Raw genomic sequence first — 20142 nt, 5'->3', positions numbered from 1 at the left:
ACATCCGTTCGTCCTGAGTAGCCATTGAGCGAAGTCGAAATGGCGTATCGAAGGACCGCGTGATGAGCTTTCATACCTATATGCTGCGATGCGCGGACGGCAGCTACTATCTGGGCCATACCGATAATCTGGAATTGCGGTTGGGCCAGCATCATTCCGGTGAAGTCGCCGGCTACACCCAGCGCCGACGTCCCGTAACCCTGGTCTGGAGCGAGGCGTTCGGGACCAGGGACGAAGCCCTTGCCGCAGAACAGCAGATTAAGGGCTGGTCGCGAAAGAAGAAGGAAGCGCTGATCGCTGGTGATTGGGACGCCATCCGGTTGGCGTCGCGCAAATCCTTCGATACGGGGCTTCGACAGGCTCAGCCGCTACTCAGGACGAACGGTGAAATGAATAACGAAATCTCCCCCCTCCCCCCCGTCATCGTCCTGGTCCGTCCGCAGCTGGGCGAGAATATCGGCAAGGCGGCGCGGGCGATGCTGAATTTCGGGCTGACCGAGATGCGGCTTGTCTCCCCGCGCGACGGCTGGCCCAATCCCGATGCCGGTCCGGCGGCGGCCGGCGCGGACTTCATCCTGGACAAGGCGCAGGTCTATGAGACGCTGGCCGATGCGGTCGCCGACTGCGCCCATGTCTATGCCACCACCGTGCGCAAGCGCGGCGTCACCAAGCCGGTGGTCACGCCCGAGGAAGCTGCGCAGGAGATCCATGCCGCACAGGGCCGCTGCGCCTATGTGTTCGGGCCGGAACGGTCGGGGCTGGAGACCGAGGATGTGGCGCTCGCCCGCAAGATCCTGACCGTGCCGATCAATCCGGAATTCGGCTCGCTGAACCTCGCCCAGGCGGTCATCCTGTGCGCCTATGAATGGTCCAAGCAGGCCAATCTGGCACAGCCGACCGTGACCGAGCTGGGCGAGCCCGCGCCGCAGGAGGAGCTGGAAGGCATGATCCTGCAGCTGAACACGCTGTTGGAGAAGGTCGGCTATTTCTTCCCGCCCGACCGCGCACCCGCGACCAAGCTGACGCTGCGCAACCTGCTTACCAAGCCGGGCTGGAACCATCTGGAGGTGCGCACGCTCCGCGGCGTGCTGTCGCACCTCAACCGACCGCGGGAGCGTTAACCCCGCGTGCGGTCATACTCGGCCATTTCATAGGCGATCGAGGCTTCGACTAGTTGCTCCCACAGGTCCGCGATCACGTCGCCGGGCGCACCCAGCCGTTCGGCCTCCGCACGGGCATTGTCGATCACCTGGCGCTTGCGCGCCTCGTCGCGCACGGCGCTGCGATCCGGCTTGATGCGGGCGGCGGCGCGCATATGGGCGAAACGCTGGTCAAGCAGGGCGACGAGCTGGCGGTCGAGGGCGTCGACACCGGCGCGCACCTCGGTCATGCTGGTATAGTCTTCGGGCTTCATGGCCGCCGGATTAGGCCGCGCTCCGCGACCTGTCGAGGCCCCAGTGGCGACAGATGTCTGCGCTTGACATAAGAACCGACCTTCTCCATAGGCGCGCCTTCGCGATTGGCCCCGCATCCCGGTGAAGCGGCGGCCCTGTCCCTGAAATATGGAAACAGGCGATGACCGGGAAGCCTTCGCCCTCCGCTTGCTGCGGACCTCGGTTCATCGGATCCGGAGGGCGGATAACGTAGTATGCAGTTGTAAGGAATTAGGTATGTCGAAGCGCTCTAGCGCCAAGTACAAGCTCGACCGTCGCATGGGCGAGAACATCTGGGGTCGCCCGAAGAGCCCGGTCAACAAGCGCGAATATGGCCCCGGTCAGCACGGCCAGCGCCGCAAGGGCAAGATGTCGGACTACGGCATCCAGCTGCGCGCCAAGCAGAAGCTGAAGGGCTATTACGGCGACATCACCGAGAAGCAGTTCAAGAAGAACTATTTCGAAGCCAGCCGCATGAAGGGCGACACCGGCCAGAACCTGATCGGTCTGCTGGAGCGCCGCCTGGACGCCGTCGTGTACCGCGCCAAGTTCGCGCCGACCATCTTCTCGGCTCGTCAGATCGTTTCGCACGGCCACATCTATGTGAACGGCGTGAAGTGCAACATCGCCTCGCGTCTGGTGAAGCCGGGCGACGAAATCACCCTGGGCAAGAAGGCGCAGGAAATGGCGCTGGTTCTCGAAGCGCAGAGCCTGCCCGAGCGTGACATCCCCGACTATGTCGCCCCCGACGGCGCCACCAAGGTCACCTATGTCCGCGTTCCGACGCTGGACGAAGTGCCCTACCCGGTGAAGATGGAACCGAATCTGGTCGTCGAATTCTATTCGCGCTAATCGGTCCTTCCGGACAGAATTTGGAGAAGGGCGGCCCCGCAAGGGACCGCCCTTTTTCTTTTGGCCTTTTTCCTTGGCCGGTGCCTCGCCTGGACGCAGGACAAAAAAAGGGAGGCCCGAAGCCTCCCCTTTCCTTTTCCTATTTCCCCGCCTGCAGCAGGAAGTCCGCACTCTGCTGGAGCATGTCGGCCCGCGCATCGCTGTCGTCCAGGTCATGCGCCAGCCCATCATAGACCACCAGCCGACTACGCTTGCCCGCGCCTTCAAGTTTGGACTGCATGATCCTTGCCTGGGTGATGTCGACATTATTGTCGTCCGTGCCATGGAACATCAGCACCGGCGCCTGGAATTCGGCGGCATGATTGGCCGGCGATGCATTGGCCGCCTCCGGGCCCGTGCCCAGCATCTTGCGATCTTCCAGATAGGTCGCCGAATAACGGCTGCGTCGCAGCATGTCGCTGATGTCGGTGACCGGCGCGATAGCCACCACCGCCTTGAACAGCTTGGGGTCGATCGCCTGCGCCTGCAGCGCCGCATAGCCGCCATAGGACCAGCCCAGGATGGTCAGTCGGGCAGGATCGGCAATCCCCTGCTGGACCAGCCAGCGTCCCGAATCTGCCACGTCGCCGACGGCCGCCTTCCAGGAACGGAAGGCATTGCCCATCAGCCAATTCTCGCCAAAGCCGAAAGACCCCCGAAATTGCGGCTGGATAACGGCGAAGCCACGCGCCGCATAATATTGCACCAGCCAGTCGAAACCCCATTCGTCGCGCGATTCCGGTCCACCATGGGGCATGACGATCGCCGGCAGCCCCTTGGCGTCCTCCTTGCCGGGCGGCAGGGTCAGATAGGCGGGAATGACGGTTCCGTCCTGCGCCTTGTACTGGATCGGCTTCATCGCCGCGAGCGCGTGTCCGGCCAGTTCCGGTCGATCAGGCATGATCGGCGACAATTTGCGCGCAGCCTTGTCATACAGATAATATTGCCCCGGATCGACGTCGCTGCCGGCCCAGACCAGTGCTCTCTGCCCGTCGGCGCTGAGATCGCCAATATGGACGGACTTGCCGCCCAGCGCCTTGCCGAGCGATTTGACCATCGCCAGCACCGCCGGATCGAAATAGTCCGTATGGCGATAATCATCGACATAGCTGACGCCAACGACGCGCTGGTCGCGCCCGGTCTTGACCAGACCAGCAACATCGACGTTCGGATTGGCGTAGACCAGCGTCTTTTCCAGGCCGGGATCCAGTTGCACCGCCATCAGCGCAAAACGCCCCTCCTTGCGCTCGAAGCCATAGGCAATATTCTTGGCCGGATCGACCGCAACGGGCCTGAAGCCTGTTTCCGACTGCCAGTCATATGTGGAAAGCTGGCGCCAACCGCCCCCATCGGCACCACGGTACAGATATTTGAACTGGCTGGTGACATAGCCGGTGTCCTTGCGGTCCCACAGGCCCATGACGCGTACATGGCCAAGCCCATCGGTAATGAAGTCGAACGCGTTCTTCTCGGGCGCCTCGACCCGCCGTGACGTTCCGGTGCGACTGTCGATCCGGTCGACCCCCAGCCCTTCGGCCTTCTTCTCGATCAGGCTGCCGGCCTTGGCTTCAGGCACATAGGAACGCGTCATGAGGATCGCGCCGTCCTCGCCGGGAAGATAATCGAGCACCTCGCCGCCGCGCAGGTCATAGCCCAGAGCATTCTCGCCCCGTTTTTGGCTCAACCCCTTGATATTGCCGCCTTCCGCATCAACCGCCACGACATTGCTGGATGTGTAGACATTGTCGCCATAGCGTTGCGTGCTGAAAATGTTGCAGCTCAGGCGCGCTGCCCCGATCCAGTCGCAACTCGTCAGATATTCCGGCTTTCCACTGCCTGAAAGAACGGCCTTGGGTTCCGCTCCCTCCTGCGCGTTCAGCACATGGACACGCGTCGTCCGGCCCGGTCCGGCGGCGACCAGCGCAATCTTATCGCCATCGGCGGACAGGCTGGCCGAAATCACGGTTTCCCGCGCGCCAAATGCCTTGGCCAGTGCATCGGGTTCGGCATGGGCCATCGCCGACAGCGACGACATGGCCAGCAGCGCACCCAGGCGCGCCGCATTCAACTTATTATGCATGCTGGAAAAATACTCCCCCCAAATTCCCCGGATCAATTGCTAACCAAGTGCAACAAATGTGACAATCGGCATTTCTTGCCCTCGGCCCGTGGCGGTGGCATCAGGCGCATTCCATAAAGACAAGGGTTCCTTCCATGCGCAGCTCCGTCGCGGCGATCGCCGCCGTTCTCGCCCTTTCCGCTCCTGCCCTGACGCCCGCCGTCGCGCTGGCCGCCCCCGCCGCCAAGAGCGACGCCGCCCCCTCGATCGACACGATGAAGCGGCTGGTGAAGGAGCTTTCGTCCGACGCCTATGAGGGCCGCGCGCCCGGCACCGTGGGCGAGGAAAAGACGCTGGCGCTGCTGACCGCGGAGTTCGAGAGACTGGGCCTCAAGCCCGGCAACAAGGGCAGCTGGTTCCAGGACGTGCCGCTGGTCGAGATCACCGCCAAGAATGTCTCACCGCTGAGCTTCACGGGTGGCAAGACCCCGATCACCGCCGCCTATGGTCCCGAGATGGTGATCGGCACCTATCGCACCACCCAGCCCCGGATCGAGGTCAAGGACAGCCCGGTCGTGTTCGTCGGCTATGGCATCAACGCCCCGGAAAAGGGCTGGAACGACTATGCCGGCCTGGACGTGAAGGGCAAGACCGTGCTGATCCTGGTCAATGACCCGGATTATCAGACGCCGGGCCTGACCGGCCCGTTCAACGGGCGCGCCATGACCTATTATGGCCGCTGGACCTACAAGTTCGAGGAAGCCGCGCGTCAGGGCGCCGCCGCCGCGATCATCATCCACGACACCGAACCGGCCGCCTATGGCTGGAACGTCGTCCAGTCGAGCTGGACCGGGGCGCAGCATGTCGCCGACAATCCGGGCGGGAATGCCGACCAGTCGGCCGCGATCGGCTGGATCCAGAAGGACAAGGCCGCCGCCCTGTTCGCCGACGCGGGCCTCAACCTCGACCAGCAGATGGCCGCCGCCAAGCAGAAGGGCTTCAAGGCCGTGCCGCTGGGCGCGATCAAGGCCAATGTCTCGTTCGACAATGACCTGCGCAAGCATGCGTCGAAGAATGTCGTCGCCCTGCTGCCGGGCAAGACCCGCCCCGACGAATATGTGCTCTACAGCGCGCACTGGGATCATCTGGGCCATTGCCAGGCCGCGCCCGACGGCGACGATATCTGCAACGGCGCGGTCGACAATGCCACCGGCACCGCCGCGCTGGTCGCCCTGGCCCAGGCCAATGTTAAGGCTGGCCCGTCCGACCGCAGCCAGGTGTTCCTGGCCGTCACCGGCGAGGAATCGGGCCTGCTGGGTTCGGCCTATTATGGCAACAACCCGGTCTTCCCGTTCAGCAAGACCGTCGGCGGCGTCAACATGGATGCCTTGAGCGTCGCCGGCCTCGCCAAGAATGTCGTCGTCATCGGCAAGGGCAAGTCGCAGCTCGACGCCTATCTCGACCGCGCGCTGGGCGCGCAGGGCCGCGTCGCGACGCTCGAGCCGACCCCGGAAAAGGGCTATTATTACCGTTCCGACCATTTCAGCTTCGCCAAGCATGGCCTGCCGATGCTCTATTTCGAGGGCGGCGAGGATCTGGTGAAGGGCGGCACCGCCGCCGGCATGGCCGCAGCCGAGGATTATACCGAGCATCGCTATCACGGCCCCAAGGACGAATATGATCCCAATTGGGACTGGACCGGCGTCGCCGCCGACCTGAAGCTCTATTATGATGTCGGCCGGGCGCTCGCGAACACGACCGACTGGCCCAACTGGGTCGATGGCGACGAATTCCGCGCCATCCGCGACAAGGACCGCGCGGGCAAATAAGCATCGTCAAGGCCGGGGACAGCATGGGGCGCTGTCGCCGGCCTCATCCGATGGCGCAAAGGTTCAGCGCGGGTTCAGCGCTTGGGGCTGACCTTGCCCCGTCCTGTAGGAGCAACGCCATGCGCATAACCCTTGCCCTGCCCAGCCTGTTTCTGACCGCCCTCGCCCTGCCGGCCGCGCTGCCCGCGCAAATCGCGCCCAAGACAGAGCCGACCGCACCGCCCGGCCCGGTCAATGTCCGGGTCGAGCCTCGCCCCTCGGGCGACTATGAACTGGACCGGGCGCGCGAGGACATACGCGACGGACGCAAGAGCGGCACGCTCAGCAGGAAACAGGCGCGCGCGCTCCGCCGCGAGGCCGACCGCGCCGACGCCCAGGCCGATCGCAGCGCCCGCGATGGCCTCAGCTACTCAGAACAGCGCGAAATCGACATGCAAGGCCGCGCCCTCCAGAGCCTGACCCAAGCCCAGCGCAGCCAGCCGGGCGGGAAGCGGCCTTAGAGCTTGAAGGGTGGGGAGCGGACTGGTGGGATTTGGGCATATGACCGGCGATAGCTGACCTTACGCAGTAAAATCGTCCGGCAAAAATCGCCCTTTCAGCCCCTAGCGCTTCTTTGGCCACCACCAAAACTTGATGATGGTGTCGTTGCTGCCAAAGCTCACGCCGAAGTCAGCGTGATCAACAGATATATCCCTCACCGCATCTGAGAAATTGGTTATATCTTCTGATCTGAGCGGCATGACAAAAGCATCAGCGGCGAGGCCAATGGAACCGCTTTCATCAAGATCGTTGGCAAGGCGGAGTTTGGCAGGAACATCGAGCCGGAAGTCGTGATTGCCGAAGATGCGATCTGCTTCCACCTCTTGGGGACCAGTTAGCGAGATAGTTCGATGAGTAGGGCTAGTCGCACTCGACAGAATACCAAACAGTTCGATTAGGCTTGCGCAGCCTTCTTGATCTGCCGTGAAGTGCCAACCGTGATACATCTTCGGAGCCTTGCGGTAGCGCCAAAGGCTAATGCGTCCTTCTTGCTGCCATGACCCGACTGCTTCTTCCATGTGGGTATGGTAGCAGGCAAACGACGGCTTTCCATCAGATTTCGTCATTCAGCCTTCACCTTGCCATCGGCATAAGCGGCCGGTTTAAGAGATGAGAATCATCTGACGGAGCGACCAAGAATGCTAGTCAGCCGCCAAAGCCCGACATCGTCATTGCGAGCGTAGCGAAGCAATCCATCTCGCGCCGGTGGATTGCTTCGCTACGCTCGCAATGACGGAAGATGGTCACAACTTCCCCCCTCACTGCCCCGCCGGGGCATAGGTCCAGTTCTGGGCATTGCTGCCGTCCATCATCGCGGTTTCGGCCATCAGCAGGCGGCCTTCGCGCCAGTAGCGGATGCGCTGGGGATAATCATGGTCGGGATTGGCGAAGCTGATGTCGCGCACGCCCTGCTCCAGCACGGGGAAGATCGTCTCCTTGCCGCCCTCCGGCGCGGCATGCAGCGTCAGCGTTCCGTCCGCCGCGCGCACGATCCTCATCACCTCCCAGCTTTGCAGGCTTTCGCCCCGCCCGCTGCGCCCCATGCCGATCATCACCCCGCCGCGCGGCAGCGACCACAGTTCCTCGGTCCAGCGGTCGCCCCGTTCCTGCTGCCATTCGCCGGTCAGCCATTCGGGCAGGTCCGCCGCCTGCACCAGCGGCGCCCCGCCCAGCATCAGTGCCGCCAGCATGATCGATACGCTCTTCTTCACCCGCTACACCCTCTGTCCAGACCCGCGCCCCTGCGCTATGGAGCGCGCAACATCTCTCCCGCTATCTCGGACCGGCCAGCGCGCCGGGCAAGGACAAATCTATGACTTTTCGCATGCCTGCCGAATGGGCGCCGCACGACTGGACCTGGATCGGCTTCCCGACCAACCCGGAAGAATGGCCCGGCGCCTTTGACGGTGCCCGCCGCCAGATCGCCGATTTCGCCAGCGCGCTCCATGCCGATGGCAAGGGTGAAGAGGTGCGTCTGGTGGTCGCCAATGAGGCGGATGCCGACGCTGCGCGAGCGCTGGTCGCGCCGGGCGTCACCATCGCCGTCCACCATCTGGGCGACGTATGGCTGCGCGACACCGCACCGATCGCCGTGCTGAACGGCGCTGGAGACCGTGCATTGGTCGATTTCGGCTTCAACGGCTGGGGCGGCAAATATCAGATGCCCGGTGACGAGGATATCGGCGCGCGCCTCGCCGCGACCACCGGCATGGCGACCTCGACCCAGAATTGGGTGTTCGAGGGTGGCGCGATCGATACCGACGGCACCGGCCTGTTCGTGACGACCAAGCAATGCCTGCTCAACCCCAATCGCAACCCGGACCTCGATCGCGGCAAGATCGAGACGCTGCTGGCCGGCGCGCTCGGCCTGTCCGACATGCTGTGGCTGGGCGATGGCCTGCTCAACGACCATACCGACGGCCATGTCGACAATCTCGCCCGCTTCGTCGCGCCGGGCAAACTGGCGCTGCCGATCGCGACCACGCCGGACGATCCCAATACGGCCATTTATGCCGACGCCCGCGCCCGCGCCAAGGCGCATGGCGTGGAGGTGGTCGACATCCCCTCGCCCGGCCTGGTGCTGGTCGATGGCGAAGCGATCCCCGCCAGCTACATGAATTTCTATGTCGGCAATGCCGCCGTCATCGTCCCCATCTATGGCCAGCCCAATGATCAGGCGGCGCTCGACGCCTTCGCCCCCTTCTTTCCGGGGCGCCAGATCATCGGCTTGCGCAGCGACGCGATCCTGTCGGGCGGCGGCAGCTTCCATTGCTGCAGCCAGCAGATGCCCTCGCTGGTCTAAGGGTTAGTCCCCCGTTGCGGGGATGCTCATGCAGGCGCAATTTCCGGGCCGGGCGACGCAGCATCGCCCGGCTTCAGGAGCATTGCCCCATGTTTCGTCCGATCCTTGCCACTTTACTGATCCTGCTTGGCGCCAGCGCCGGCACCGCCCAATTGCCCAGCATCGTGGGCATGGGCGCTGAAAATGCCGCCGGCGTGCTGGGCTATTGCGTCAAGAACCGGCTCGTCGATGCGACCAGCGCCAATGCCGTGCTGGACAAGCTGAACAAGAAACCGGGCGTGAAGGGCTCGGGCGCCTTCAAGTCCGGCGAGACCGGCATCATCCATGCCGGCAAGAAGGACATTTCGCTCGACAGCCTGAAGGGCGATGCCAAGGGCAAGATGTGCTCCATGGTGCTCAAGCAATCGGCTTCCCTGCTATAGGCGCTTCCCGGTAGCGCGGCGGCGCCATAGCCCCTATATCGCGCGGCGAACCCATCATGGAGTGATGAATGACCCGCGTGACCGTCGCCGCCCTGCAGCTCGCCTTTTCGGACGACATGGCCGACAATATCGCCATGGTTGCCGATCATGTGACCAAGGCCGCCGCCCGCGGCGCGAAGATCATCCTGCCGCCCGAACTGTTCGAGGGCCATTATTTCTGCCGGCAAGAGGACGAGGCGCTGTTCGACCGCGCCCAGCCGACCGACCAGCACCCCGCCGTGCAGGAAATGCGCAAGCTGGCCAAGGATCTGGGCGTCTATATCCCGACCAGCTATTTCGAGCGGGACGGCCATCATTATTACAACTCGCTCGCCATGATCGATGATGAGGGCGAGATCATGGGCGTCTATCGCAAGAGCCACATCCCCGACGGTCCGGGCTATGAGGAAAAATATTATTTCCGCCCCGGCAACACCGGCTTCAAGGTGTGGCCGACCAAATATGGCACCGTGGGCGTCGGCATCTGCTGGGACCAATGGTATCCCGAAACCGCCCGCTGCATGGCGCTGATGGGCGCCGAAATGCTGTTCTACCCGACCGCGATCGGCTCCGAACCCTATGATGCGGAGCTGGACACCAGCCGCATGTGGCGCCGCGCGATGATCGGCCATGCGGTCAGCAACTGCATGCCGGTGATCGCCGCCAACCGCATCGGCGAGGAAGAGGGCCAGAAATTCTACGGCCACAGCTTCATCAGCGACGAATGGGGCGATTTCCTCGCGGAGTCCGACGCCAGGGACAATGGCGCGCTGGTCGCCACGCTGGACCTTGCCAAGGCGAAGATCCACCGCGCCGGCATGGGCTTCTTCCGCGATCGCCGCCCCGAACTTTACGGCCGCATCGCGCAGGATATCTGATGGCGCGCCGCAACCCGGCCCGGATCGGCTGATGTCGTCGATCCTGGTCTATATCGCCGCCGCCCTGGCCGAAATCGCCGGTTGCTTCGCTTTCTGGGCCTGGCTGCGGATGGACAAGTCGATGCTGTGGCTGATCCCCGGCACGGGGTCGCTGCTGCTCTTCGCCTGGCTGCTGACCCTGGTCGACGCGGCGGCGGCCGGGCGCGCCTATGCCGCCTATGGCGGCGTCTATATCAGTTCGGCCCTGCTCTGGCTCTGGCTGGTCGAAGGCGTGCGACCGGACCGCTGGGACATGGCCGGCGTGGCGCTCAGCCTGGTCGGCGCGGGCGTCATCCTGTTCGGCCCGCACCGCGCCTAGAGCATGATCCGTTCATACTGAATCGGATCATGCTCTGTTTGCCTTTTTGTTTTCCGCATTTTCCGAGCCAGCAGATGATGCCATCTGCTTCGAAAATGCTCTAATTGGCGGACGTCAGCCCCGCCAGTTCGACCGCCCGCGCAAATACCGCCTCGAACATCTCCGCCGTCAGCCGGTTGGTATTCTGGTTGTAGCGCGAACAATGATAGCTATCGATCAGCATCCGCCCGTCGGGCATGCGATGCTCCGCGCCATGGGCAAAACGCGCCTTGGGCAACTTGCCGCCAAGCACCTTCACCGCCGACTGATGGGCGATCTCGCCCAGCGCGACGAAGGTCCGCGCGCGCGGCAGTTGCGCCACGCCATCGGCCAGGAAGGGGCGACAGGCATGGACTTCGGCCGGCACCGGCTTGTTCTGCGGCGGCAGGCAGCGGACCGAATTGATGATGATCGCGTCGCGCAGTTCCAGCCCGTCATCGACCCGCGCCTCATAATTGCCCTGCGCCAGGCCGAACTTCTTGAGCGTGGCGAAGAACAGCTCGCCCGCGACATCGCCGGTGAAGGGGCGGCCGGTGCGGTTCGCGCCCTGCTTGCCCGGCGCCAGGCCGATGATGCCGATCCGCGCCATCGGATCGCCAAAGGCGGGCACCGGCGCGTTCCACCAGTCGGGATGTTCCGCCCGGCATTCCGCGCGCAGCGCGACCAGGCGGGGGCAGAGCGGACAGTCGCGAGGCGGTTCGCTTGAAAGGGGACTTTGCAGGATCATGGCGCTCAGATAGGCGCTGCACCATGCCGGACACAAGCCGCCACCTTTATGCCCTCTCGATCGGGTCGAACCGGCCGCTCTCCGCCCGGCTGACGCCGCCGCGCCTGCTGGCCGAAGCGGTGCGCCGGATCGGCGCGGTGGGCGATGTCATTGCCCTGTCCCCGACGATCGAGACGCCGCCGCTCGGCCCCTCGCGCCGCCGTTTCGCCAATGCCGCGCTGCTGGTCGACAGCGCCCTCCCCCCGCTCGCCATGCTGGCCGCGCTGCAGGGCATCGAGACCGGCCTTGGCCGCCGCCGCTTCCAGCGCTGGGGCGCGCGCCGGCTCGACATCGACATCATCCTCTGGTCGGGCGGCCGCTGGCGCAGCCGCGACCTCACCATCCCACACCCCGCCTTTGCCCAGCGCGACTTCGTCCTGCGCCCGCTCGGCGCCATCGCACCCGACTGGAAATGCCCGCCTTCCGGGCAGAGCGTGCGGCATCTGCATGCGCTTTTGCGAAAAGCGACATATCATCGTGCCACAAGAGGTTGACCAGCCGCCCGCGCGCCACTAGTGCGAGCGGTCTCGACAGGGGGTCCATAGCTCAGTCGGTAGAGCAACTGACTTTTAATCAGTAGGTCGCTGGTTCGAACCCAGCTGGACTCACCACCGGAACCCTTGAAAACAAAGGGTTTATCAATCGAGCGGCAAGCGCCTTTCGACATTGGTTTCGACCGTCATTTCGACAAATTCGGGATGTTCGCGGCCTGTTCTTGCGTGCCAAACGGCCGGTCGTCGCCCCAGTTCGGCGGCCGTTTCATGAGTCGCGTCGCGGTGATCCCTGCGCCTGACCCAGCCTCACAAGATCGATCAGCTTCTCAGCTTCATCGTCTGTCCACCGCCCACCCATGAGCTCTGACCGGGCGCGCTCGAAGTGGCTGGGGCGGCGCCCGTTCAGATCGATCGGATGTCCGCCATCGTCTATCTCGATCGTCATGCAACCCGCCCGCGTCCACACCGTCACCGTGGCCATCGCTATGCCTTTCTGTCGGTGGCATGCGGCATCGCCGGCAGCGGTTTTCCATAAACCGGCTCGCCAGCCGCCTGCCGGCGCTGGATCTCTTTCATTCGAGCCAGGATCGCTTCCGAGCGCTTGCCGCCTCGGTTATAGCCTGCACCTGGCCGCGGCGTGCCCGGTATGCCTCTAGTTCCCATTGTCAGTCCCCATCGCTTGAGGCGAGGTGCCCTGATACTCGCCGCACCACTCACCCTTTGCAGTCATCGGCCACAGCGAGACATCGCCAGTGTCGCCGCCGGTCAGCACGGGAAAACTACGCAAGTCCCAGCACTCATCGCGCAACGCGTCGAGCCGCGCGGTGTCGGGATGCGGTGCGGGCTTGGGCGAGGCAATCGGCAGCGCCGATCCGGTGGGCTTGGCCGCCTGCTTGGCTCGGATTTTCTCGATGATGTTCGGCTGGTTGATCCTGTCCAGCTCGGCCTCGCCAGCATCATGCATGTCCGCCCCGACGGCGAGACACAAGGCGGCAAGCGTCACCATTACCCCGCCGACTTCCTGCGGTATCTCACCGACCGGACGGCCGGCGACATAATCGACAAGAGCATGAGCGCGCGGCGCGAAGTCGACACCAATCAAGGCGCATACAGCCTGCGATAGTTCGAGCATTTCCTCGACTGCTCGATCTGACCGCTCCAGCTTATCGCCGGCGATTTTCGCGTCGAAGCAGTCGATCATCCACGGCTGAACGCGTCCCTGAAACGGCACCTGCGCCTTTGCGAGACGAGATTCCGCCAATCGCCGGGCCTGCTGCTCTTCCCGCAACTGACGCCAGATGCGCAGCAAGAGTCCGGATTGTGCATTCTCGACGCGCTCGCCCGCGATCATGTGCCACATCATCGCGCTGCCCTCGGCTTCCTGCGCGCGACGGCGGGCCTTGACCATTTCCGGCCGAAGGCCGGCGGTGTCATCCATCACGACCTGGCGCGTGCCGTCATCGGTGAACGGTCCGGTCTTCCAGCCAATGGCGTGCAGCAGGTCGTGCCGATCCCGCTCTGCGATTTCAAGCGAAGCCAGCGCATCCGATAGTCTGCGGCCCAGAGGCGGCAACAGGCTATATCCGCCGATCCATCCCCAGGTGTCCGCATCGCCAGCCGTCTTGACTTCGGCCACGCCATTGGTGGCGACGTCGGCCGGACGCCAAATGCAGCCACACTCATGGCACAAATGGGACCGGTGCGGCGGGTTGTTCCAGCCCTCGCTCGGCGCATCGATGTGCTGCGCATTACACTGGGGGCACCACAGCAGCATGTTGATGGGATCAGTCACCGATCATCCTCCTTATCCCGCGAGCCCGGCCGGCTGGCCTTGCCACCCTCCCGCTCGCCCAGTTGGTCGATATGCTCGCGCCGTTTGAGCGCGATCCGGCGCCCCTTCTCGGCGGTCGCCTTGTTGTAGGTGCGCGTCTGCGCGAGCGTCTTGTGCCCGGAGATCGGTCGGACGTCGTACTCGCCAGCGTCGCCGATCTCGGTGATCCCGCCATGCCGGAAGCCGGTGAATGTCATCGCCTTCGGCAACCCCGCCTTGTTGCAGATCTTGCGGTGGACGCTGGACATCCAGCGCTGCTCGAACGGTTGGCCAGAACGCTCGTCCACGATCATGGGGCCGGTCGGCTGGCCGAACTGATCCCGCGCCGCGCGCTGCCGCAGATCCTGAAGCTCGGCCTCCAGGTCGGGGTAAAGCTGCACCGTCTCGCCCTCGACGTCGATCGTCAGGTCGAGCCAGACGGGATTGCCCGTCTTGCGCTGCACCAGCGCCAGCGCGACGCCAGGCTTATAGACGGACCACTGCAGCCCCGCCGGCGGCGCCCTTCCCTCCTCGATCGCAGCCTCGTCCGGCCACAGGCCAAAGACCTGGCTGACGCGCTGACATGCCTCGAAGCACAGAGCTGCCGCTGCAGCCATGTTCTGATAGCCCAGATCCCGCGCCGCGATACGGTACCGGTCATATTCTTCGCGCGTCGTCGGCCGGTTCTCGCCCGCCGGGGTGCTTTTGATGCCCATGCCCGCAAACGGGTTATCCTTGACGCCTGTCGTGCGCTTGTGGCGCAGCGCCCACTTCCAGACGAGGCGGCACACCTGCATCGCATAGGCCGCCTCCCGCTCGCCCTTTTCCCGCAGCTTGAGATAGAGTGTGTCGGCTGTCTCGCCATCCATGTCCGACGCCAGCCGGTTGCCCAGCTTGCCGCCTGCCCTGGTCGGGAAGTTGGCCACGATCTCCATCAGCCGGCGATAATCGCGCTGCGTCTTGGGCTTCAGGTCGGTGAAGCGCTCCAGCCCGCGATACCAGTTGAACAGCCAAGCGATCGACCCAGGCTTGAGCGTCCGGCGTTCCGCGCCCAGCCGCCATTCCCTCAGCGTCTCGTTTAAGCCCTCCGCCTTGGCGACCGCCGCATCATGGCTGGTGCCCAAGGCGCAGGATTCGACTGGGCATGGGAACCCATGCCGCACGGCTGGCGCACGCTTGCCGGTCTTCGGATCCTTGACCGTCGCCCAGCTTGGCAACTTCCAGTAATAGGCGTGCTGTCCCGACGCGAGCTTCAGGCGTGTCACATAAGCGGGCAATTTCACGATCGCTTTGCCCATCAGAGTTCGATGCCTCCCCGGCTTTCGGTGCCGAAGAGGATGGCCAGGGCGGCGTCCAGGTCGGTGCGCAGGGCGAGCATCTGCCCACGCGGGCCGCGCGGCCGGAAGCGAACCACGCCAGCGCGGCGCCATTCATCCAGCTGATCTCCACTGACGCCCGTATAGGCGAGCGCCATTTCCCGGTTCATACCGGCCGGCCAGTCAGGCAGTTTCTCAAGCGCCATGCCCATCAATCAGGCCTCCCGATCATTTCATTGTGGACCGCGCAGATGGCGCTGATCGCGCCCATGGCGGTGTCGTTCTCGCCAAAGCTGACGAGGATGGAGCGGGCGCGGGTCTCATCGTCCAGCGCCACGATGTGGATGCCGTCGGCGGGCCAATATTCGTCCGGCTTCAGGTCGCCCGGCCGGCGGTCGCTCTCCGCCCAGCGCTGGCCCCAATGGGCGCGCAGCGCGGCGCAGGCGGTGTCGAACGGATCCGGGTCGGCCGCCGGCACGCCATGCTCATGGCAGAACTTGCAGGTGGCAGCGTTCCGCTTGCAGTGGACGCGTCGCCCCTCCCCGCCCACAGGGATGCTGTGGCAGACGCCATAGCGCGTCTTGACCAGGGTGAAGTCGTCGGTGTCGGCGCCGAACTTGCTCATGCCTGAAAGTCGATCCCGGTGACGGCGATCGCTCCCTCAGTCCCGGCCGGGCAGAATTGCCAGGGATAGTCGGGCATGCCGCCATCCTCATCCTCTTCGGCGTGCATCCACAGATGCTTCGGCTCCGCCCTGTCGAGCGGATCAATTCCGATGTAATCCAGCGCCTCGTTGATGAGGTCGAGGGTCAGCAGCGCGGGATCGATGTGGCCATAGGCATAGACGCCCCAAGGGTCGCCATCCTCCGTGGTCAGCGCTTCGACATGTAGATTCTTCTCCATCACGCGAATTCCCCGCACCCGTTGCCCACCAGCTCGCCATTGTCGCCGGCGGTGAAGTCCTGCCAGTGGACCCAGCCCTTGGGGCAGTCGAAGCCCCACTCGCGGACCTTGGGGCCGGTGAAGAACAGCGACACGCACGGCTCGCCGTCGATCAGTTCGAGGCGGTGCATGTCGGTCGCCTGGCGGCGCACGATGTAGCCCGGCCGGCGGATGAAGGTGCCGTCCGGCGTGATCTCGCGATAGCTGCCGGCGATCACGTAGAAGATGTTATCCCACGGGTGATCGTGCAGCGCGCGGTCGTCATCGTCGCGCAGGATGCGGTGCAGATAGACGTTCTGCTGCTCATTGCGCGGGATGATCCACCAGCGCTCCAGATACGGGTTTTCACGCCCGCCGATCGGGAAATCGCATTCGCGGGACATGATCTGGGCGGCCCAAGCCTGCATATCGGCGAGGGAGGCGTATCCGATATGCATCAGTAATCCCCCACCGACGTCACGACATTGTCGATATCGAGGATGATCCTGGTGTTGCAGGCGATGAAAGCGCGCAGCCGCTGACCGAGACCATGCGAGCGACCGACCCAAGTGCCCTTGGTCGGATCCTTGGTATCAATCCATCCGCCGCTGACGGTGCCATCCTCATTCAGAAGAAGCCGATGACGACACTTGTACTTGTCGCGATCGTCGTAGCGATCTTCCTCGTCCAGATAGAGCCAGCGAGAGCGGTAGCTTGGATCTTCCAAAATGACGGTTATGACATCGCCCCACTTGTCACCGTGCTCGTGCTCTTGGCGCATGTCGTTGACGATCTCGGAGAGCTTGATCTCCGCCGGGGCCAGCTTGAGAAGTTCTTCCATGTCGGCGGCAAGGCGGCCGGACACGATCGGGCTCACGACAGCTTCAATCTGCGATTTGAGCATCGCCGTGACCATCGTCCCGTAGCTGGGCAGATCAAGCTTGCTGACCTTCAGGGCAGCGGTCACCGCTTCCTCGATCTGCTTGGCGGTATCGCTGTAGCTGCGGAAGGACTTGTCGATGCATTCGACAATCAGCTTCTCGACGCGGCTATTCACCTCCTTCTCGATGAAGTCGGGCGTCATCTTTGCTGCGACCGCATCGGCGATCAGTGTGCTGAAATCGGTGCTCATCAGAACGGCACTCCATCATCATAGGGATCAAAACGAGGCGCGCAGACGTCGCCGAAGCCGACCAGGTCACCGCGGCGGACCATCTGATTGGCGCGAACTTCCTTCAGCCGGCCGCGCAGTTCAGCTGCGGCCATGCGAGCCTGGTCGGTTGCTTCCCGTGCGCTTCGGGCCTCGCGCTCACGATCCGCGAGATCGCTCTGGACGCGGCGAAGGTCGGCCTTCAGTTCGTTGATCTGGGCGTTGGCGCGGAGGATATCGGCCGCGCGGTCTTCAGCCTGCCGCCGAGCCTCAGACAACGCTTCCCGCTCGGACACGACCATCGTCGCGATCTCGTAGGCGCTCATGTCCGCAAAAAGATTGGCAAGAGACGATATCGCCACCTTGTCTGCGTCGCTGCTGGAGGATTCTTCGCTCAACGGTCATTCTCCCGCTGGCACGGCACAATGCGTGCGCAGTCGCTGGTGCAGATGGGGCACGGGCATTCTTCGCCCGGATCGGATTGGAAGGCGGACCGATCAGCCTCGATGACCGGTCCGCGCGGGGAGGATGGCGACCCATGAAAGGGGGCGAGGTCGTCCGAGGCTCCTGCCCGATGCGCCGTCAGAGGGATAACGACGCAGTCGGACAGTGGGGGTTGGTTGTTCAGCCGGCGCAGGCGCTCGGCCTTGTGCGCCGCCATAGAGGCGATGGTCGCGACGTCGATCACTGCTCGGTGCCCTCCGGCCACAGGACATTGCCGAACATGTCTTCGATCCGCACCGTGCCGGGGTTCGCCTCGGCATGGGCATTGAGGTCGTCATCGGCCGGCAGCTCGATCACGTAGAAGGTGTTGGCGCGGTGGAAGACGCGCGGCGCCATCGGCCCGCGCGGCCGCTGCAGGAACTTGCCTTCGATCATCGGCACGCCCCAGGCGATCGCCGGGCCGTCGAGCGCGACCGGGACCAGGTGAGAGGCGATATGATGCGCCGCGCGCACCTGGGCAACGCGGTCCCAGCCCCATCCGGTCGGCAGGCGGTAGCCCTGGCCGAAATACATGGCTTCGGTCGGCGTCGCACCAGCCTTGGCCGCCTCGATCGCAGCGAGCTTGCCGTCCAGCGGCAGAAGGTTCGACATGGCCGCGTTGCCGCGCCACATCGCCTTGAGCAGTTCCACCGGATCGGAATGGAAGGTGGCGATCATGCGCGCCTCCAGAGCTGCCACCAGCGGCGCGGCTGGTGCATGGGAAGGATCGGGCCGCCGGCGCGCTCGCGCTGCCAGGGCGTGGTGCGCGGCACGACGAGCGGATCGCGGCCCTTGGTGTGAAAGCGGACCGTCACGAGCGATGCTCCAGGGCCGCAAGCATCTTGCGGCCGTACCGCTGGAATTCTGCGGCCATGGCGGCGCAGGACGCGGTGATCAGCGCAATGGCCACGACGGTGGAGAGGATGTGCAGGGCAAGGCTCATCACGCGGCGCCCAGCGGAAAGACGTTGGCGGGCGGCGCGGCAGGGTCCAGACGGTCAGCAGCGGCCAGTAGGCGGCTGGCGCCGTGGATCAGGCAGGCGCGCGTCTCGGCCGGGTCGGCCGCAAGGATGTCGACCGCCTGGCTCGCGCTCTGGAAGCCCATCTTGATCAGGTCGAGCGTGCGATACGCGTCGAAGTCTTCGCGATGCTCAAGCGCCTGCTGCTGCGCAATCGCGCCAGCGGCGGCCGAGCCTACGGTAAAGCTGATGGCGTGCATGCCATATCTCCCCACCGTCTCGCGTCGCCGGCCGATCCGGCGAGGTCAGGTGATGGAGCCTAAATAGTGTGCTGCTACACACCTCGTCAAGTGAGAAAGTGTGTTGCCGCACATCGTTCTTGATTTGTTCCAATTGGTGTAGATGCTGCCGGAACAGGAGGATCGATTCGCATGGATGACGGCATGCTGTTTCAGAAGCTGGTGGGGGTGAGCTTTTACCAGGCCGCGCTAGAGCGATGCGCGGCGGGTGAGCCCGTGCGGATCATTCACGAACCTGACAATCCGCACGATCCGATGGCACTCCGGGTCGATTCCATGCTTGGCGAGACGATTGGCTACCTGCCGCGACAAAGTCCGGTCCACGTCGCGATTCTTCAGCACGGTCGGGGCGTTTCAGCCGTGATCGACAGCATCGGTCTGAGCAGGTCTTGCCAAATCGGTGCGCGCCTCAGCCTCGCCCTTTGCGATGATGTCCTGGTTGTTCAATCGCACTATCCAGACCGCCCAGCACCAGAGGCTCCCGCCGGCGGATATCGCTACTGGGTCAGACCCCCAAAAGGCGTCGAGCAGCGCGCGGCATAACGAAAAGAATGGGCGCTGCCCATTCGACTTCGACATCCACGATGTCCTCAGCGTTGAGACTGCGAAGTGTGAAAAAGCCCGGCCGGCTGCCGTATGCCAGCTGCTTCACATACGTCTCGCCGCTTTTCAGCCTTACCGCACAGAAGTCGCCGATATCTTCCTCGCTGATGCCGCGCATTGTGGCCGAGATATATACGACATCGCCATTCGAATATCTGGGCAGCATTGAGGTGCCCTGGACTTCCAGCGCTTCCACTTGGCCGGTCAGGCCGGGCGGATTTGGCACAGTCTCGCCGATCACCTCGTCATAGACGATGTTGCCACCAGCTCCGACCCTGCCGACCAGGGGAACGGCCGGCGATCCTCCGATGAGATCTCGAATATCAGTGTCGAGCGCTCCGGCTATCTTAAACAACGTGCCAAGCTTGATGTCGCGATCCTCATTGTCGAGCAGATCGCGAACGGACGTCTCGCCCAGCCCAGCCTTTTGGGCGAGCGGCTTATTCTTAATCGCCTTGCGTTCCATCGCCTCACGAAGTGCGGCTCGCACCCGTTGAAGCTCATCCATTCCGTCAGTCATGTGTGTTGTTACACACTTTTCGCGCGAAAACG

The 20142-nt window shown here is 64.0% G+C and carries 29 protein-coding genes and 1 tRNA gene; 11 read left to right on the top strand and 19 right to left on the bottom strand.

Annotated features, from left to right (window positions below):
• Positions 1 to 62 precede the first annotated feature (62 nt).
• Positions 63 to 1121, top strand: coding sequence for a TrmJ/YjtD family RNA methyltransferase (locus tag CG471_RS02295; RefSeq protein ID WP_099230356.1), 1059 nt, complete (start codon positions 63 to 65; stop codon positions 1119 to 1121).
• Here the strand turns inward: CG471_RS02295 and CG471_RS02290 are convergent.
• Positions 1118 to 1414: a chorismate mutase gene (locus CG471_RS02290; RefSeq protein ID WP_099230354.1), complete on the bottom strand. Its 297-nt coding sequence runs from the start codon at positions 1412 to 1414 to the stop codon at positions 1118 to 1120. The two genes, CG471_RS02295 and CG471_RS02290, sit on opposite strands and share 4 nt — an antisense overlap.
• A 256-nt stretch (positions 1415 to 1670) precedes the next feature.
• Here CG471_RS02290 and rpsD point away from each other — a divergent pair, with 256 nt between their 5' ends.
• Complete coding sequence (gene rpsD / locus CG471_RS02285) at positions 1671 to 2285, top strand: 30S ribosomal protein S4 (protein WP_004211980.1); 615 nt, start codon at positions 1671 to 1673, stop codon at positions 2283 to 2285.
• 139 nt (positions 2286 to 2424) lie between these two features.
• Here the strand turns inward: rpsD and CG471_RS02280 are convergent, their stop codons facing one another.
• The gene (locus tag CG471_RS02280) at positions 2425 to 4404 is read right to left on the bottom strand and encodes a S9 family peptidase (RefSeq protein WP_099230352.1); all 1980 of its coding nucleotides are present in this window, start codon (positions 4402 to 4404) and stop codon (positions 2425 to 2427) included.
• A 134-nt stretch (positions 4405 to 4538) separates the two neighbouring features.
• Between CG471_RS02280 and CG471_RS02275 the strand changes: the two genes are divergently transcribed.
• Positions 4539 to 6212, top strand: a complete 1674-nt coding sequence (locus tag CG471_RS02275; RefSeq protein ID WP_099230350.1) for a M28 family metallopeptidase — start codon at positions 4539 to 4541, stop codon at positions 6210 to 6212.
• A gap of 119 nt (positions 6213 to 6331) precedes the next feature.
• The gene (locus CG471_RS02270) at positions 6332 to 6712 is read left to right on the top strand and encodes a hypothetical protein (RefSeq protein ID WP_099230348.1); all 381 of its coding nucleotides are present in this window, start codon (positions 6332 to 6334) and stop codon (positions 6710 to 6712) included.
• 102 nt (positions 6713 to 6814) lie between these two features.
• Here CG471_RS02270 and CG471_RS30020 read toward each other — a convergent pair whose 3' ends face one another.
• Positions 6815 to 7318: a hypothetical protein gene (locus CG471_RS30020; RefSeq protein WP_143560135.1), complete on the bottom strand. Its 504-nt coding sequence runs from the start codon at positions 7316 to 7318 to the stop codon at positions 6815 to 6817.
• Between the two features lie 192 nt (positions 7319 to 7510).
• Positions 7511 to 7963, bottom strand: a complete 453-nt coding sequence (locus CG471_RS02260) for a DUF6265 family protein (protein WP_099230344.1) — start codon at positions 7961 to 7963, stop codon at positions 7511 to 7513.
• A gap of 101 nt (positions 7964 to 8064) precedes the next feature.
• Here CG471_RS02260 and CG471_RS02255 point away from each other — a divergent pair, with 101 nt between their 5' ends.
• The 4 genes from CG471_RS02255 (at position 8065) to CG471_RS02240 (ending at position 10751) form a co-directional block, all read left to right on the top strand.
• Entirely contained in the window at positions 8065 to 9054 is a 990-nt protein-coding gene (locus CG471_RS02255; RefSeq protein ID WP_099230342.1) for an agmatine deiminase family protein, read from the top strand.
• 89 nt (positions 9055 to 9143) lie between these two features.
• Positions 9144 to 9476 carry a DUF2501 domain-containing protein gene (locus CG471_RS02250; RefSeq protein WP_099230340.1) on the top strand — a complete coding sequence of 111 codons (333 nt, stop codon included), beginning with the start codon at positions 9144 to 9146 and terminating at the stop codon, positions 9474 to 9476.
• A gap of 68 nt (positions 9477 to 9544) precedes the next feature.
• Positions 9545 to 10393, top strand: coding sequence for an N-carbamoylputrescine amidase (aguB, locus tag CG471_RS02245; protein ID WP_099230338.1), 849 nt, complete (start codon positions 9545 to 9547; stop codon positions 10391 to 10393).
• Positions 10394 to 10424: 31 nt separating this feature from the next.
• A complete protein-coding gene (locus CG471_RS02240; RefSeq protein ID WP_099230336.1) occupies positions 10425 to 10751 on the top strand; it encodes a YnfA family protein in 327 nt (108 codons plus the stop codon).
• A 100-nt stretch (positions 10752 to 10851) separates the two neighbouring features.
• Here CG471_RS02240 and CG471_RS02235 read toward each other — a convergent pair whose 3' ends face one another.
• Positions 10852 to 11517, bottom strand: coding sequence for a uracil-DNA glycosylase (locus CG471_RS02235; RefSeq protein ID WP_099230334.1), 666 nt, complete (start codon positions 11515 to 11517; stop codon positions 10852 to 10854).
• 23 nt (positions 11518 to 11540) lie between these two features.
• On the opposite strand from CG471_RS02235, the gene folK reads away from it, so the two are divergent.
• The gene (gene folK, locus CG471_RS02230; RefSeq protein WP_099230332.1) at positions 11541 to 12050 is read left to right on the top strand and encodes a 2-amino-4-hydroxy-6-hydroxymethyldihydropteridine diphosphokinase; all 510 of its coding nucleotides are present in this window, start codon (positions 11541 to 11543) and stop codon (positions 12048 to 12050) included.
• A 41-nt stretch (positions 12051 to 12091) separates the two neighbouring features.
• A tRNA-Lys gene (locus CG471_RS02225) sits at positions 12092 to 12167 on the top strand.
• A gap of 148 nt (positions 12168 to 12315) precedes the next feature.
• Here CG471_RS02225 and CG471_RS02220 read toward each other — a convergent pair.
• From CG471_RS02220 to CG471_RS02170, 13 genes are all read right to left on the bottom strand, one after another.
• The gene (locus CG471_RS02220; RefSeq protein ID WP_099230330.1) at positions 12316 to 12531 is read right to left on the bottom strand and encodes a hypothetical protein; all 216 of its coding nucleotides are present in this window, start codon (positions 12529 to 12531) and stop codon (positions 12316 to 12318) included.
• 171 nt (positions 12532 to 12702) lie between these two features.
• The gene (locus CG471_RS30505; RefSeq protein WP_180275598.1) at positions 12703 to 13842 is read right to left on the bottom strand and encodes a hypothetical protein; all 1140 of its coding nucleotides are present in this window, start codon (positions 13840 to 13842) and stop codon (positions 12703 to 12705) included.
• A complete protein-coding gene (locus CG471_RS02210) occupies positions 13839 to 15158 on the bottom strand; it encodes a hypothetical protein (RefSeq protein ID WP_099230328.1) in 1320 nt (439 codons plus the stop codon). The genes CG471_RS30505 and CG471_RS02210 overlap by 4 nt, the downstream gene beginning before the upstream one ends.
• Positions 15158 to 15388, bottom strand: coding sequence for a hypothetical protein (locus CG471_RS02205; protein ID WP_099230326.1), 231 nt, complete (start codon positions 15386 to 15388; stop codon positions 15158 to 15160). The genes CG471_RS02210 and CG471_RS02205 overlap by 1 nt, the downstream gene beginning before the upstream one ends.
• Positions 15388 to 15801, bottom strand: coding sequence for a hypothetical protein (locus tag CG471_RS02200; RefSeq protein ID WP_099230324.1), 414 nt, complete (start codon positions 15799 to 15801; stop codon positions 15388 to 15390). The genes CG471_RS02205 and CG471_RS02200 overlap by 1 nt, the downstream gene beginning before the upstream one ends.
• Positions 15798 to 16079, bottom strand: coding sequence for a hypothetical protein (locus CG471_RS02195; protein WP_099230322.1), 282 nt, complete (start codon positions 16077 to 16079; stop codon positions 15798 to 15800). The genes CG471_RS02200 and CG471_RS02195 overlap by 4 nt, the downstream gene beginning before the upstream one ends.
• On the bottom strand, positions 16079 to 16555 hold the full coding sequence (locus CG471_RS02190; protein WP_099230320.1) for a cupin domain-containing protein: 477 nt from the start codon (positions 16553 to 16555) through the stop codon (positions 16079 to 16081). Before CG471_RS02190 ends, CG471_RS02195 begins: the two co-directional genes overlap by 1 nt.
• Positions 16555 to 17229 carry a hypothetical protein gene (locus CG471_RS02185; protein ID WP_099230318.1) on the bottom strand — a complete coding sequence of 225 codons (675 nt, stop codon included), beginning with the start codon at positions 17227 to 17229 and terminating at the stop codon, positions 16555 to 16557. The genes CG471_RS02190 and CG471_RS02185 overlap by 1 nt, the downstream gene beginning before the upstream one ends.
• The gene (locus tag CG471_RS02180) at positions 17229 to 17645 is read right to left on the bottom strand and encodes a hypothetical protein (RefSeq protein WP_099230316.1); all 417 of its coding nucleotides are present in this window, start codon (positions 17643 to 17645) and stop codon (positions 17229 to 17231) included. Before CG471_RS02180 ends, CG471_RS02185 begins: the two co-directional genes overlap by 1 nt.
• Positions 17646 to 17931: 286 nt before the next feature.
• The gene (locus CG471_RS02175; protein WP_099230314.1) at positions 17932 to 18408 is read right to left on the bottom strand and encodes a hypothetical protein; all 477 of its coding nucleotides are present in this window, start codon (positions 18406 to 18408) and stop codon (positions 17932 to 17934) included.
• A complete protein-coding gene (locus CG471_RS30500; RefSeq protein ID WP_180275597.1) occupies positions 18405 to 18545 on the bottom strand; it encodes a hypothetical protein in 141 nt (46 codons plus the stop codon). The genes CG471_RS02175 and CG471_RS30500 overlap by 4 nt, the downstream gene beginning before the upstream one ends.
• On the bottom strand, positions 18542 to 18673 hold the full coding sequence (locus CG471_RS31090) for a hypothetical protein (protein ID WP_257211398.1): 132 nt from the start codon (positions 18671 to 18673) through the stop codon (positions 18542 to 18544). Before CG471_RS31090 ends, CG471_RS30500 begins: the two co-directional genes overlap by 4 nt.
• Positions 18673 to 18948 (bottom strand): hypothetical protein, encoded by a 276-nt coding sequence (locus CG471_RS02170; RefSeq protein WP_017501414.1) that lies wholly within the window; start codon positions 18946 to 18948, stop codon positions 18673 to 18675. The genes CG471_RS31090 and CG471_RS02170 overlap by 1 nt, the downstream gene beginning before the upstream one ends.
• Positions 18949 to 19119: 171 nt before the next feature.
• On the opposite strand from CG471_RS02170, the gene CG471_RS02165 reads away from it, so the two are divergent.
• A complete protein-coding gene (locus tag CG471_RS02165; RefSeq protein ID WP_099230312.1) occupies positions 19120 to 19530 on the top strand; it encodes an HIRAN domain-containing protein in 411 nt (136 codons plus the stop codon).
• Here CG471_RS02165 and CG471_RS02160 read toward each other — a convergent pair.
• On the bottom strand, positions 19493 to 20098 hold the full coding sequence (locus CG471_RS02160) for a S24 family peptidase (RefSeq protein WP_257211397.1): 606 nt from the start codon (positions 20096 to 20098) through the stop codon (positions 19493 to 19495). The two genes, CG471_RS02165 and CG471_RS02160, sit on opposite strands and share 38 nt — an antisense overlap.
• Positions 20099 to 20142: the final 44 nt, after the last annotated feature.

Origin of the sequence: Sphingobium sp. IP1 (assembly GCF_002708645.1) — a bacterium.
Classification (GTDB): domain Bacteria; phylum Pseudomonadota; class Alphaproteobacteria; order Sphingomonadales; family Sphingomonadaceae; genus Sphingobium; species Sphingobium yanoikuyae.
Note: the sequence above shows the minus strand (reverse complement) of the source record. Positions and strands in the feature narration are given on the sequence as shown.